The 14,691-nt window shown below is 39.2% G+C and carries 7 protein-coding genes; 1 reads left to right on the forward strand and 6 read right to left on the reverse strand.

The genetic code is table 11. The annotated features are described in order from the left end of the window. Positions 1–136 precede the first annotated feature (136 nt). The gene (locus A37Q_RS0114175; RefSeq protein ID WP_018300954.1) at positions 137–1,048 is read left to right on the forward strand and encodes a LysR family transcriptional regulator; all 912 of its coding nucleotides are present in this window, start codon (positions 137–139) and stop codon (positions 1,046–1,048) included. Here A37Q_RS0114175 and A37Q_RS0114180 read toward each other — a convergent pair. From A37Q_RS0114180 to A37Q_RS0114205, 6 genes are all read right to left on the reverse strand, one after another. Continuing rightward, positions 1,018–1,806, reverse strand: a complete 789-nt coding sequence (locus A37Q_RS0114180; RefSeq protein ID WP_018300955.1) for an ABC transporter ATP-binding protein — start codon at positions 1,804–1,806, stop codon at positions 1,018–1,020. The two genes, A37Q_RS0114175 and A37Q_RS0114180, sit on opposite strands and share 31 nt — an antisense overlap. A gap of 107 nt (positions 1,807–1,913) precedes the next feature. Further along, entirely contained in the window at positions 1,914–3,623 is a 1,710-nt protein-coding gene (locus tag A37Q_RS0114185; RefSeq protein ID WP_018300956.1) for an ABC transporter permease subunit, read from the reverse strand. A gap of 533 nt (positions 3,624–4,156) precedes the next feature. Next, on the reverse strand, positions 4,157–5,404 hold the full coding sequence (locus A37Q_RS0114190; RefSeq protein WP_154648735.1) for a polymorphic toxin-type HINT domain-containing protein: 1,248 nt from the start codon (positions 5,402–5,404) through the stop codon (positions 4,157–4,159). A gap of 29 nt (positions 5,405–5,433) precedes the next feature. Then, on the reverse strand, positions 5,434–6,687 hold the full coding sequence (locus tag A37Q_RS0114195; RefSeq protein ID WP_018300958.1) for a Hint domain-containing protein: 1,254 nt from the start codon (positions 6,685–6,687) through the stop codon (positions 5,434–5,436). A 49-nt stretch (positions 6,688–6,736) separates the two neighbouring features. Then, the gene (locus A37Q_RS0114200; protein WP_018300959.1) at positions 6,737–8,911 is read right to left on the reverse strand and encodes a glycoside hydrolase family 18 protein; all 2,175 of its coding nucleotides are present in this window, start codon (positions 8,909–8,911) and stop codon (positions 6,737–6,739) included. 22 nt (positions 8,912–8,933) lie between these two features. Further along, positions 8,934–14,675, reverse strand: coding sequence for an RHS repeat-associated core domain-containing protein (locus A37Q_RS0114205; protein ID WP_018300960.1), 5,742 nt, complete (start codon positions 14,673–14,675; stop codon positions 8,934–8,936). Between the last annotated feature and the right edge of the window lie 16 nt (positions 14,676–14,691).

A 14,691-nucleotide genomic window follows, 5' to 3' on the forward strand; every position in this document is an offset into this window, starting at 1 on the left:
CTTATCTCCAATATTGATTTTGCTTTATCATTCTAGATCATAAATTTACATTTACATCCATTGAATGTTGGATCTAGTCTACCTTTTGTGATTATACTTATAAATAGCTATAAAATAAAAATACTGTTATGAAAAGATGAACAATATATATTGGCGCGGAGTTTATGCGTTTATTCATGTTGCCGAAGAGAGAAGCTTTACTCGTGCGGCTGAAAAACTGGGTGCCTCAAAATCCAACTTAAGTCAACAGGTCCATGAGCTAGAGACTCACTTAAAAGCTCAGCTATTACACCGAACAACAAGACAGATACGCTTAACAGAAATTGGGCAAACCTATTACACACGCTGTAAAGCTGCGTTTAAAGATCTAATGCTTGCAGATGAGCTCGCGACACAAGAGACCAGCTCACTTCAAGGGGTTATTCGCATCAATAGCGTCGGTGGTATCCTTGGAGAGGAAGTGATTGCACCTATTATCATTGCGTTTCAAATGGCACACCCAGATGTTCAAATACACCTTGATTTTTCCAGCACACATGTTGATTTACTGGGTACACAGTATGATATTGTTGTCAGAATGGGAACACTTTTAGACTCTTCATTGATTGCAAGAACTTTGCGTACAGTAACCACACGTTTCGTTGCCAGCCCCTCTTTTTTTGACAAATACCCTGATGCCATCACACCTACAAAACTTCGCGCTTTACCTGTTATTTATGGCAGCATTAGTCAATGGAACTTCAGTACAAAAGGAAATAAGCAAATGATTGATGTCAGTCATCATGGGCTTAAGCTCACCAATGGGCGCGTGATGAAACAAGCAGCGCTTTGTGGCCTTGGTATTGCAAGATTAATGGATCTTTATGTCGATGCGGATATTCAATCTGGCAAATTGATTGAGGTTTTACCAGAGTATGCTGAACAAACGCCACTTTCTTTGATCTCTCCACCTGCACAATACCAGCTAAAACGCGTCAAAACACTGATTGATTGGATACATGATAAATTTAATACCCACTATGAGAGTAAACTTGCCTCATCGAGCTGATATAACATATGAGTAATCGTTTTAATCGCAAGCTGTACTTGATCGGCTTCTAATACTCTTGGCCTTGGAGCATCAATAGTATGCTCATAGGCCACTCTTCCTGGGTGCGCATCAAATACAATCACCCTATCTGCCATTAACACCGCCTCTTCAATATTATGCGTGACCATGACAATGGATTGAGTGGCAATCTTTTTATTGACCCACAATGATAAAATATCCTCGCGCAGTTTTTTTGCCGTGGCAATATCCAAAGAGGAAAAAGGCTCATCCAATAGCAAAATTTCAGGGGAAACCATCAGCGCCCTTGCAAAGCCTACACGTTGTTTCATTCCGCCTGAAAGCTCACTAACACGGTGCTTCTCAAAGCCTTTAAGTCCGATCACTTCAATCATATTCAGCGCACTTTTTTCACTTTGTTTTCTTGAAACGCCCATCGCATCAATGCCAAATAACACATTCTCCAACACACTAAGCCACGGTAGAAGTGCAAAACTTTGAAATACCATTGCCATATCTTCAATCACTGAAGTCACAGGCTTGTCTTTATATAAAACCTGCCCATAATCAGGCTGAATAAGCCCTGAAATCACACGCAAAAAGCTTGATTTTCCTGCCCCTGATTTCCCGACAATGGCCACAATCTCGCCTTGTTTTAATGTGAAATTAATGCGATCAAGTGCCTTATAAACACCCTTTTTACCCTTTGTAAAGCTAAGCTCAACATTCTTACATTCAATTAAATTTCTTTCAGTCATAACAGCACCTTATTTTCAGGTTGGCTTAATTACAGCTAATGCATTTAGGTCATTTGTGAAATGCCAATAGAGATAACTAAACCAACCATGGTCAACCTCTTTAAATGTTAAATTTTATATTTTGTCTCAGCCAGTTTATACAATGGCTTCCAGATGAAGATAATACACAGCGCAACAAGAACACACATGGCAGAGACGGCCAATGCTGCTTGAGGAAGCTCATTGTTTGAAGTGGTTACAGAAACAAGCTCGCCTATTCCTGATATGGAAAAGCTTTTACCTGCCCACAAAATAAACTCAGCTGCAATCGCTGAATTCCACGCGCCACCTGCGGCACTAATAATCCCGCAGACGATATAAGGAAATACCGCAGGAATTGCAAATTTATACCACCACTTGACTCCTTTGAGTTTAAAGGCTCGGCTCATTTCAATAAGATCTGATGGCAAAGCTTGTGCGCCTGCAATTACATTAAATAATACATACCACGAAGTCCCTGTCATAATAAGCGGAATACTCCAAATGCTTAAGCTTCCACCGCCCAGCATAAGTAGAAGAGCAACCACTGGAAAGAAAATGGGTTGTGGAATAGCTGCCATAATCTGGATAACAGGTTGCAAATACTTTGTACGCTTTTGAGAAATACCAATCCATATGCCTAAAGGTACACAAATAAGTACACTCAACCCCATCGCAATAAACACTCTGTAACTTGTCTCCCACATTAAAGGCAATAAATAACTCATATTCCCGCTTGGGAAAAACTGCCAAAGCGCGTGAAATGCCCAAAGAGCAAGGCTAACAACACAAACATACCAGCAAAATACAAAAAGCCCTTGTGTTGTATGATTTGGCTTAATACGATCTAAAAGCTTCTTAGCACCCATTAGCTGAACAATATTAATCCAATAGAATTTAGCGCATGAAAAAGCACGTCCCATATGATGACAAACAGAAGAAGAAAGGCAAAGCTCATACATCCAAGATGATTGCACTGATTTTTGCTCTATCTGCTCATATTTAAAACGCTCTGCATATTTTACGCATGGTCTAAATAGGAGCTGATCAAATAAGACAATGCAAAGGACAATAGCCACAAGTGCATATAAAATAGCAGTAACATTACCATCAGTGAGCGCCAGTGAAATATACGAACCAACGCCCGGCAACATAACATCTTTACCACCAACAGGAATCGCCTCTGTCGCAACAAGTGCAAACCATGCAGCAGACTGTGACACCATCGTATTCCATAAAAGTCCTGGAACAGAATAAGGCATTTCTATTCGCCAAAATCGCTGCCAAGCATTTAGCTTAAACACATAAGATGCCTCAACTAATTCCTCTGGCACAATACGAACGGTTTGATATACGATAAGTGCCATATTCCAAGCTTGACTGGTAAACACACCAAAAATAGCCGCAGCTTCCAATCCCATCACTGAATTTGGAAACAAAAAGAGGAAAAACACCGTTGTAAAGGTGAGAAAACCCAGAAGTGGCACCGATTCCATAAAATTAATAATGGGCAGTAAAATGCGCGCAATATGCTTGTTTTTAGCACAACCATATCCTGCAATAAGTGCAAATAGAAGTGAAAAAATTAAGCCGATCATCAAACGCATCACAGTTCTTAAACTATAATACGGCAAATCAAATAAAGACAATTGAATCTTTGCCAAACCTTGTGCTGGCATAAAATCCTGATTCATCCCAAGATAAGCGTAATAAGACAAGCCCAAAATACCAATGCATAGCAGGATAAAAAATGCATCATTTAATCGCACTGATTTCTTCGAAATTTTTAAAATATTCATAATAATACTCGACAAAAATACATAGAACCTCCTTATTTCAAAGCAAAAATAGATCCATTTATTTCTTTTAATATTTAATTTCAGTGTTGAGATAGCCTATCAATATCAGCTGCTCTCTCTTTAGAAAGACCCCTCAGAAAAAATTCCTAAGGCATAACAACTCTAAATTTAAATCAGATAATATCTATATATGGCACTCAGTTGTGAATCATCTTATGATCTGATATTTTTTCTTAACTATATAAGCCACAGAAAAAGCAAAGGACAAAGCCTTTCAGCAAAGAGAATAGACACTAATGCCTTAAAGGTTTGCCATATCAAAACATAAAATTATAGTGCTGGAATTAGCAACTTGGTGGTTGAAGAGTATGTGAAATTTTCATGCTTAGCTCCTTAATTCAGTTGGGGAGGTCACATGCAAGCACTGTGTCTGGATACGATGCTCGCTCAATATAAGAGGCATTATAAAAAACAAAACAGAAGAGTCAAGCCTTATTTTTATTTCTTTATATTTATTTTATTATACTCAACCGTTATCGTGCCCCTGTTAAAATGTTCATTCCACTTAAAATATCTCTACAGGTAGTGCATGCGGGATAAGGAATTAAGAGATTTCTTTCACCAACACCATTTGTTGCTATCTGAATATCGGCCAGATTTTCAGTTATGGTGCTACTCATGCCATGCCTAGCCAGCTTATTAAACAAGTTATTTGCAGCTCGCACCTCTCCATGAATACCAGGGATGCCACTTGATAAACGTAATTCATTTTTATTGCTTTCAATAAAAGTATCGATTTTTTTACGCATTACGGGGTGTAGCGAATTACCTTCTCTTTCATATACTTCTGACAGCTGTTTCATCAGCCTTGCCTTATTTGTGATTTTATAACTTTGCCCATCAACTGCTACCCCATTAAAACGCCTAACGCCAAGTCCTCTTCCTAGAGGATTTGTATATGCTTCACTTCTGATTCCGCCTAATTCAGCTCTTGAAACAACATTCATTTGAGCTCGATCAGATAGCCCATAACGAGCACTATTTACAATTGACTCAGCATCTAACTTCACTTGCTGAGTTAAACAAACATTATGAACAAGTGATTTAAAGTCCCCTACATAGTAATTATGTGCTTGATACACCTCAATATTATAAACCAATATGGGCTTGTTATATTTGTTATACCGCTGACCACAGTGACTGAGTTTTCCTTTCGGACAAACAAGCTGAACTTCTTCACCATCGGCGCTTAGAACATGATCTTGAGAGGATAACTGATCAATAGCAATAAAACGCTTTTTATTTATAACATAAAAAGGGTGTGTCGGGGTCGCATGAATTTGCTCAACTTTGCCATTTCTATCTTGAAAGGTATAGGTATTCACTGTTTTGGCATAGCGCTTAAATATCCCGATCACAGGACGTGCAGTTTCCTTTGAATAATCAAACTCTGTTATATCAAGTGTGCTTGGGGTCAATTTCGTAACTGTCGCATTGACTTGATTGATGCCAAATTCAGAAATAGACAGATTAAGCTTGTCTCCTACTTTTTCAATATGATGTGCCTTCAGCCAGCTTAAAGGGCGAAGTAGCTTAATCTCTGCGGGATATTTTTTATTATTAATCGTGTCAATATACTCCAGCTTAATCACTCGCCATTGCAGGTTTTCAACCTGACTTGCTAAATCCATGGCCTGAGCCTGAAAACTACTCAAAAATAAGATAAAGCATGTAAAGCTTGCCAATAATGTATTTTTATTTTTTGCCATAGAATATTTCACAATACTCACCTCTTTAATCAAAAACTAAACTAATCTTCCCACTGTATATTTTCAAATGCACTAGCTTCTTCCAAAGAAATTTTTGACCAATAACTGTCTTTTATGGCTGGTGCGCTAGTATATTCAGCACCAAGATATGCTTGTTTGAATTTTATTCTACTAAAGGGAATATTTTCGATTACTTGTGCTTCTTTCGTAACTGCTGCGTCATAAGGTGCATTAATTGCACTTAATTCATTTGAACTGGCGCCTTCAAAAGTAATTACCTGTAACCCTTCAGAGTCAATTTCATATAAATATTGAACATCGTTCAAGCAAGCTTCACACGCTTGCAGAATTATTTCTGAATCATTTAAAGTTGAGGTAGAAATTGAATAAGGAATTACATGGTCTGGATATACCGGCTGTAATAGATTTGGGCCTGATCGCAGTCTTGTAAAGCCTCCTGCTTCAGCTATTTTTTCAGGCGACCTTGTTTCAATACGATATAGTTTACTCACATCTGTTCTTACCAGCTTTTTAATAATAGGGTCAGATAGTTTTTGTTCTGTCAGAGCATTAACCTCTGCATCACAAATATTATGCACAAGTGATTTAAAGTTCCCTACATAGTAATTATGCGCTTGATAAACCTCGATATTATAGACCAATATGGGCTTGTTATCCTTGTTATACCTCTGACCACAATGGCTAAGCTTTCCTTTTGGACAAACAAGCTGAATTTCTTTGCCATCGGCGCTTAGCAACTGATCTTGTGAGGATAACTCATCAATAGCAATAAAACGCTTTTTGTTTATCACATAAAAAGGATGAGTTGGGGTCGCATGAATTTGCTCAACTTTGCCATTTTCATCTTGAAAGGTATAGGTATTCACTGTTTTGGCATAGCGCTTAAATATCCCGATCACAGGACGTGTAGTTTCCTTTGAATGATTAGATGCTGTTATATCAAGTGTGCTTGGGGTTAATTGCGTCACTGTCGCATTGACTTGATTGATACCAAATTCAGAAATAGACAGATTAAGCTTATCTCCTACTTTTTCAATATGATGTGCTTTCAGCCAGCTTAAAGGGCGAAGTAACTTAATCTCTGCGGGATACGATTTGCCGCCAATAACCTCATTATAATCAAGCTGTAGCGCTACCCATGATTTTTTAACATTGACTGTCAGCGGCTGTGCAAACAAAGGGTTAGCAAACACCAATATATAAAGACTTAAAAAGACTGCAATCATATAGCCGACAGATTTTAGTTTTTCCATTTTTTGAGAAAAAAAAGACATCTCCACTCCCCCATTTTATTCAATACAATAATACGATTACTTTACCCACCTAGTCTTCTCTAAGGCCAGCTAGAAACGCCTTAGTAAAATCATATGGATCCTGCTTAATACTAGAGCAATCAGGACTTACGCCTTGGTTACAGTTTCCTGATTTATTCTGATTCCTATCTACATCGGCAGACCAAAATGAAACACCTGCAAGCGCTTGTTGTTTTGCAAAATTTCCAATAACTATTGCATCTTTTGGATATAAAACACTGCCATCATAATCAAGACCAATGCGTGGTGTAACACGAATCTTGGATAACAATATCTCTTTGCTTATTGATGGAAAAATACCTTGTAATTGTTTCAACCCCTTATCAACAGCAGCAATAACACTTTTTGAAATATCCCCTGGCAATTTTTGTGCATACCATGCCATCGTCATCATATTATACTCATAAATTGGAACGCCTTTTTCCTTTGCCTCTTTAATAATGGCCAATCCAAGCGGATTAAACCCATCGATATTGGCAGGCAAAGTTAAGGAAATACGCAAATCTGGATAGGTTTTCATCAAAGCTTTTAAAGCATCGAGCCTTCTTGTGTTGGCATCCTTATCAGACAATGCGCCACCTTCAATATCAAAATCAATCATCCATGGTTTATAAATCTCTATTGCCAATTGATAGGCTTTTTCAACGTCAGCTAAATTACACTTTTTAGCAACCGATCCACCATTTTCTCCACCAAAAGAAATACCAATTTTGCCACCTTTAGCTTTAAGGTAATTTATATCTGACAAATACAGTTTCTTATCAAGCGCTAACGATGGCTGACCAGCCCATGCTGGAGAGCAGCTCTTGCTCCACGCATCTTGGGTGACAAAAGCCAATATATAGGAGTATTGACCAGAGTTATCTGCAATCTCTTTTAAATTAGAGCTCGCTGGGTTCGTTGACCATATCATATTATAAGAAATATCTTTAAATGGCATTAACGCAACTTTAGGCGCTTGTTCTTTATATGTCACTTCTATCGTTTGAGTTTTGATGTTTGCAATAACGCTAGCTGTACTTAGTTGCGCGACATATTGATTATACGAAGGTGCTTGAATATTCCAAATACTTCCATCTCTAGGAAGCGTTATTTGATAATGGCCATCACCATGAATAGGAACACTTTTTTTGCTCCCAGAAATCGAGGTAAGCGAAAAATCTACAGTAGCCTCCTTAGGAAGTCCTTTCACATTAAATGACAAAGTGAATTTTGGCACTTCCATAGCTGTATACACAACATTAAGAGGTGTAGTCATATTTGTTATAACGGTGACATTGTACTGAGACTTCTCAGGTTTATACAATACGCCTTGTTGAATAAATTCAGGCAAGTTTAGTACATATTGCACACCTTCTTTTGAGGATGGAATCTGATTGATAATATTGCTTCCTTCATCAATCTCGCCTTGTCGCACGGTCACATGATCTTTACTTAGCTGATAACTGGCTTTAAAGTTTTTTACACCTGCCCCTTTTAACTGAACATTTAGCTGTAAGCTTCCTGTTTCTTTTGGTGCTGGTTTTCTATAGCTGATATCAACTTTTTGAGTTTGATTACTTCTAAGCGCAAAGCTCTCAGGGACAGCGTAACCTTTGCTGCCATCCAAATCTGGAACAAAAACGGTAAAATCGGCTTGTTTTTCGCTAAAGCGGACAGGGATTGAAATAAGCTTTCCCCAAGACTGCTTAGAGACAACTGCGACGACCTGCCCATTTTTTTGTATCATAACTGTAGCAAGCTTTCCATCTGTAATATACGCTGGTTTTTTAGGTAACTGTATTTCAACGACGGCCTCTGATAGCGGTTTTTTTTGCCCAACCTGAAAATTGGAGATTACAAAATTATTATTTGAAGGTGAAAAATTAATCTTAGCTACTTTTTGCGCAGGTAATATATACGGACTATTTTTAGGCCACCACTTAAACGCTTGAACAATCACTTTGTTTTCATCTTGCTGAAACCTGATATCATCCACTCCCCACATAGAAGTGATGGTCACATTATTACTTAAACTAAAGCTCACAGGGCTTTTACTTAAATCAATCGTTTTGTCACACTTAAAAGCCACCTGCCCCGTCCATCCACTCGTTGCATTGATAAGTGTACAATCTGCAAGCAAATATGAGGCAGAGCCAAGCATCAGCCCCAATACTATTAGAATAGATTTTATTAGTTTATACATGATAAGCTCCTTTTTACCTTGTTCAACACGGCTGTTTACTCATTCCGACACCCAGCCCAATACCAATGATGATGCCTGTAGCACCAATAAGTGGAATGCTCCATAAAGCTCTTTTCTTTGTTTGTTGTTGTGATGCAAGCCTCCTTGTTGTCTCTTCAAATATCTCGGCATTTTGCTGTAGCTGCACACTTTTTGGCTGAAGTACTCTTGCTTTATATCCACGTGCAATAAGCTTGTTACGCAATGCTAAAGCCATTTCTTTATTTTCCTCTGCTTGTACTTGCTGTACAGCAAGATCATACCTATCTGCCATCCATCCAGCATCCAAAGCCTCAGCACGATCGATACTTGGCCAACTAATCGTATTACCATGTTCATTGAAAAGAAGCTGATTTTCATGTCCGCTTGCATCACTATGATGAACAAAAACCGTATCATCCCCAATAACATCATCCGTGTATTCGCTTGGATCAAATGCAAGATTATTTTCAATCTCCTGTTGATATTTTTGTGCAAGCTTAGCGTTTTGATAATGGAGCACATCATTCTCAAACCTAAGATCGGCATTTGCTTCTTTTAAAATGCTACTTTCAATACGCAAGCGCCTAATTTTATTAATAACGGCGCCGATCATTCTCCCGACCCCAAAGGTTGCTACCATGACAGCGGAGTTAATCAAGATATTCTTCCACATCTCATTACTACTTAACTCACTTGAGAAGAGCTGCCCAAAGTTCTGATGCAAATAAGTTGCCGTGACAATAGCCCCAATCCCCGCCAAGATCACAGAGCTGATCACCCCGACAATCAGCTGCACGGCGAGTCCGCCTGGAATGAAGGAAGAAAGCACCCCACCAACCAGTGAGATAATTAACAAAATCCCACTCAATGCTTTCATCTTCTCCGTCATCTCAATATATTGTGTGGTCGCCTTATTAATACGATTAACATCCTTGTCTGTCGCATGCCCCGACGGATCAAAGCCGTTAACTGGGTCATTATCCGCATAGACATAACCATTGATCCCTCCCTCTGCCCAAGGAGAAGCACTATCATGCTTAAGAAAGACTCGTAATCTGGCATCATACCCCCGGTAACCATCACCAAAGAACTGCCATCCTGTCTCTTGATCGGTATTCATCATACGATAAGATAAAGTGGTTTTTTGAATAGTGAGTGCTAATTTCTGTGCCTGCTGTAAATCACTTTGCAAGCCAAATGGTGTATAGACCTTATCCCCACTAATGCGCCCATCAATAAGACTGCCTGTTAGATGAAAGCCATCACTCACATCACGCTGATATTGATTTTGATAGATACTCCCTCCAGCAACATAATAACGAGAGTTATTCTCTAAACGCTGCTCACTCAACCCCCCTAAGTAATATTGTCTTAGAGTTTGTGGTGGGGTGTCTTTTTTGGATACACTTTCACGAGTTTGTTGTCCAGAGGCATTATAACCATAGTGTATTTGCTTATCATCAAGATCCAGCTGAACAAGGTTCTGCTGTGCATCATACTTCATATGATACTGTGAAATGCCGCCTTTTTGATTCAATGCGGACATGGCAATAACATTCCCATTTGCATCGTAGTTTAACGTCGTTTTGCCCTTTGTCGCATAGTCAATCTCACTGACTTGGGTGGGATCTTGATGTTGATAGCGATATTGAATTGTTTGACTTGCTGTCTGATTCACAGGGGTCTCAGTGACACGATCGAGAGTATTAAATAAGTTGTTGTATTGATAATGAATCAAAGAGAGCGGTTGACCAAATAAATTACGAGGGCAGCCATCACCACTACATTGATAATCCACCAATTGTGATAATCGACTGTAGTCATAATGCTCCGTGGTCTGCCCTGTAGATTCTGTATTGGATATTTTCAATGATTTACGTCCTAAGCGATCATAACCATACTGGTAGCTGCGCACAGGCTGTGTATTAACATAATTATTAATCCCAATGAGCTGCCCTAATGGATTATACTCATAGCTTATTGCTTGGCGTTGATCATAAAGACGTGCTTTTAAGCTTAAATCTGGATTGTAAAGACTCGACAGTGAGAAATGCGCGACACCTTGATAATCCACTTGAGTCACCTGCCCCAGTGCATTACTGTGAAGCTGTGTTTGATACACTGGTTGTTGATTGGCACTGTAGCTTTGGCTTTGTAGTGTAAAGTAGTTGTTATGTGTATTGGATACTGTGCGTGTATCACCTTGATCATCAGTAACCTTGATCTCAAAGAGCTGATGTGTCAGGGGGTCATACTGATAGGCCTTTTGACTTATCAACACACCTTGTTGATCATATTTGCTAATGCTTTTAAGATTCCCATTCACCGTATAGAGATAAGAGACTGTGAAATCCAATGTGCCACCTTGTTGATAAAAGTAAATGGTGGCAGGTTTGTTTTTCCATGTGGAATCATAGGTTGTGTGTACACGATTACCCAGCGCATCTTGCATTTCAATCGGTAAACCACTTTGTTGGTCATAACGAATCTCTATCTGACTGGTTTGTGTGTTCACCAAGGTGCTTGCGTTAAGCAAATAGCCAAGTGCACTGTAAGTGCGCACACCCACAAGCGTCTTTTTAGCCTTTGGATTATAGTCCCCAGAGCTGATTTCAATCTTATTACGATTGCCATACTGATCATAGCTATAATACTGTGTTTTAATCGCTTTGAAGCTGCCATCATCTTGCTGTAGATAAAAGCTTTGTGCATTTAATTGATCGGGTTGAAGGGGATCATAAAAGCGCTTGATCATATAGCCATTGACATAATCCTCTGTCACATCATTACGTTTATAGTGATCTAAATGAGAGACCTCAAAACTTGCAGCAACACAACTTTGGCGATTTAAACAGCCTTCTTTTACATGATCTGCTAAATTCGCAAGATGTGTATAATCTAATGCCAAACCCAGTGTAAGTGGTTGAGTCACACTGCTCACAAAGCCTTGGAAGCCTGCGTTATAAAGCGGCACCTTTTGTCCAGTTTTATCGGTATAGCGAAAGTTAGGATCAAGAATAATACGATAATTCAGTGCTGCATTTTTAATCCAGATAGGACGCTCACTCCCACTTGGCGCCGCATCTTGCACTTCGGCAGATTGCACAGAAACAGACGCCACTTTACAGGTGTTATATACCCGATGCTGATCATTAGAAACAAGTGGGTTAAAGCAAAGTGATTTTGCATCTGTTGTTGGCACTCCTGTTGGCTGCATCACATAGGTAAACTTACTCAAATGATACGGATCATTCAATGTAACACTGGTGCTGCCATCTGGATGGGTTACCGCTGCAACATCTTGATTGCGATCATAGAAATAACGCGTCTCGCTTGGGTGTGCTTTCCCTGTTTCGTCATAATAGTAATTCACCTTGTGATCAAGCTTACCAATACTGTTGTAATAGTACTCTTGCTTGGTGAAATACTGCTTCTGATCTTGTGTTTGCGCTTCGGTTCGAACCAACTGACCATTGGCATTATACAGACGCTTAATGCTATAGCCTGATGCTGTTGAGGTCGGTGTGATTTCGCTAATGGTTAATGCATAACCTGCCATGCTCGAGGCATCATTGTACCCATATAGCACTTGATAGTCATAACGATACACTTGCTTGTTTTTGCTTTGCCCAGCTGGATAGTAGCTTAGCTGTGTTACTCTTCCCAAAGCATCATGACTATCATAAGTAGTGATATCCCCTGTGATAGGATCAACCGTTTTAAGTAGTGCTCCATATTGGTTATAGTATTTTTTAGTTGATGCCATTTGGGTAGGCGCTAAGAGCGTATGCTCTTTAAGCGCTTTTCTTTCACTCCAAGTAACATAACCACCCTCTGGGGTTGCCTGAACATGCACTTGGTTCTCAATAGCCGCTGATTGACCATTACTTGTCCGTGTTGTACTCATCGGCAATCCAAAGCCTAAACTATTAGGATCAATATCATAGTTAAGCTTACTTTGCGACTTTTGCGTTCCATTTAAATCATTACTGATTTGTGTGATATAAGGCATATCAACCTGATAATCAGTATTGCCTATTTTCACCGTTTTGCTAAGTATTTGCGGTGCACTATAGTGTGTTGTGATCACATCTGGGTTTTGATATAAGTAACTGGTTTGCTCTGATGGCAGGCTTTGATAAATCCCCTTTACTCTTGAGTAGTAACTGATTGTTTGACTGTTACCATATGGGTCAGTCATTGACTTTAGCTCACCATGATGGCTTGTATCATTATAATAATCAAAGGTTGTTACAAGCTTTCTTGCCTGAATACCCGCTTGATCATAAATGCGCTGGATTTTTTGAAGGGGTTGGTTATATGATGGGCTTAAATCAGCCATCTTGGTTGCTTCAAATACTTTAGGGTTAAAGATGCTTTGTACTTGTGAAACAAGTTTGCCATCTACCTTTCTTGTTTCTACATCCTGAAGCTGAAGATAATTATACCCACGAATCGTTTGTGCTGTTTGTTGATCGGGGATATTTGTTCCATTAAAGACCGGTACGGTTACCTCTTCAGTTGTACTATAACGATAGCGTCCAACTTGATTGCTAAAGCCACATTGCATCATCCAGTCTTGAAGGGGTTTTAACGCATCAAAGATGGCCTTACTACAGGTGATATTATTCCCTGCAAAGTTACTGCCATCAACACTTGGGAAATAACGATACGTTTTATTCTCGCTATAGCGATTCAGCATATGTTGGGTGTATGATTTCACATAGTAAAACTGTTTATCAACGGCTTGTGTTTCACCATCAATAATGTAATTTACTTTATCAAGCACGCCATATTGAATGCTGTAATAACTGCCATTTGCTAAAGTAATATTGGTTAAATTAGCATGTCCATCAAAGCCGAGCGTTGTATTTTGTCCTAATGGATTGCTAATCGTCACATTGGGTGTGTTCTGTGTAATGGTATAGACACGTGCTGTTCCGTAGTGATCAAGATATTGAATGCGTACATGGGCACCAGAGCGAAACACCACCGCAACAATTTGCTGCTTGCCATTTAACACTTTAATCACATCACCATTGTAATCAAAATAAATCGGCTCACCGGTTGCTGAGATAATGGAAGTACAGCGGTAGAGATAACGAGAGCTGCCTTTTTCAAAGATATATTTCACCCCTGAGCTTGTCGTTAAAATAGCTTTATCTCCTTGAAAAACAAAACCAAAGCTCGCTTTATTAGGTGCTTCATATAAAAAGTGAATCTCGCTGATATCGCCCTTTTGATCGCGTGTCACTTTAAAGGGGAAGTTATTCTCTCCCGTACTGAGGTTATAATATGCTGTGTTTTTTGATTGAGAGCGAAGTTGTAAGTAAGGAATATTTAAAGAGAGGTTATATTGTCCAATCAGTGCACTGTCTTTATTATAATTATGTGCATAGACAATACTAAGGGGAAAGCTAAAGTTACTGTGCGCTGTTGATTTAATATCAACGATCTTTTGATTGAGGTTCATTGACAAGGTTGCAGGATTTACTGAAACCCCAATACCCAGATTATGGTTACCTGCTTGTGATTGAAACGAGTCGGCACTACTTTGTGCAGCCAAAGCGGTGAGTTTGTCCAACACGGCTTCGCGCTTGANNNTNACTGCTGATGATTTNGCTGACTCTTTTGTGGTNCTCGCTGATAGGTGATACTCTGTCGTTGCTGCATAGTTCGTAACAGCAAACACCATTAGCATCAGCCAAGTGAGTATGCGTGTATATAAAGACTGAATAACCATCTCTAGTTCCTCGTGA

Source organism: Fangia hongkongensis FSC776 = DSM 21703 (assembly GCF_000379445.1).
GTDB lineage: Bacteria > Pseudomonadota > Gammaproteobacteria > Francisellales > Francisellaceae > Fangia > Fangia hongkongensis.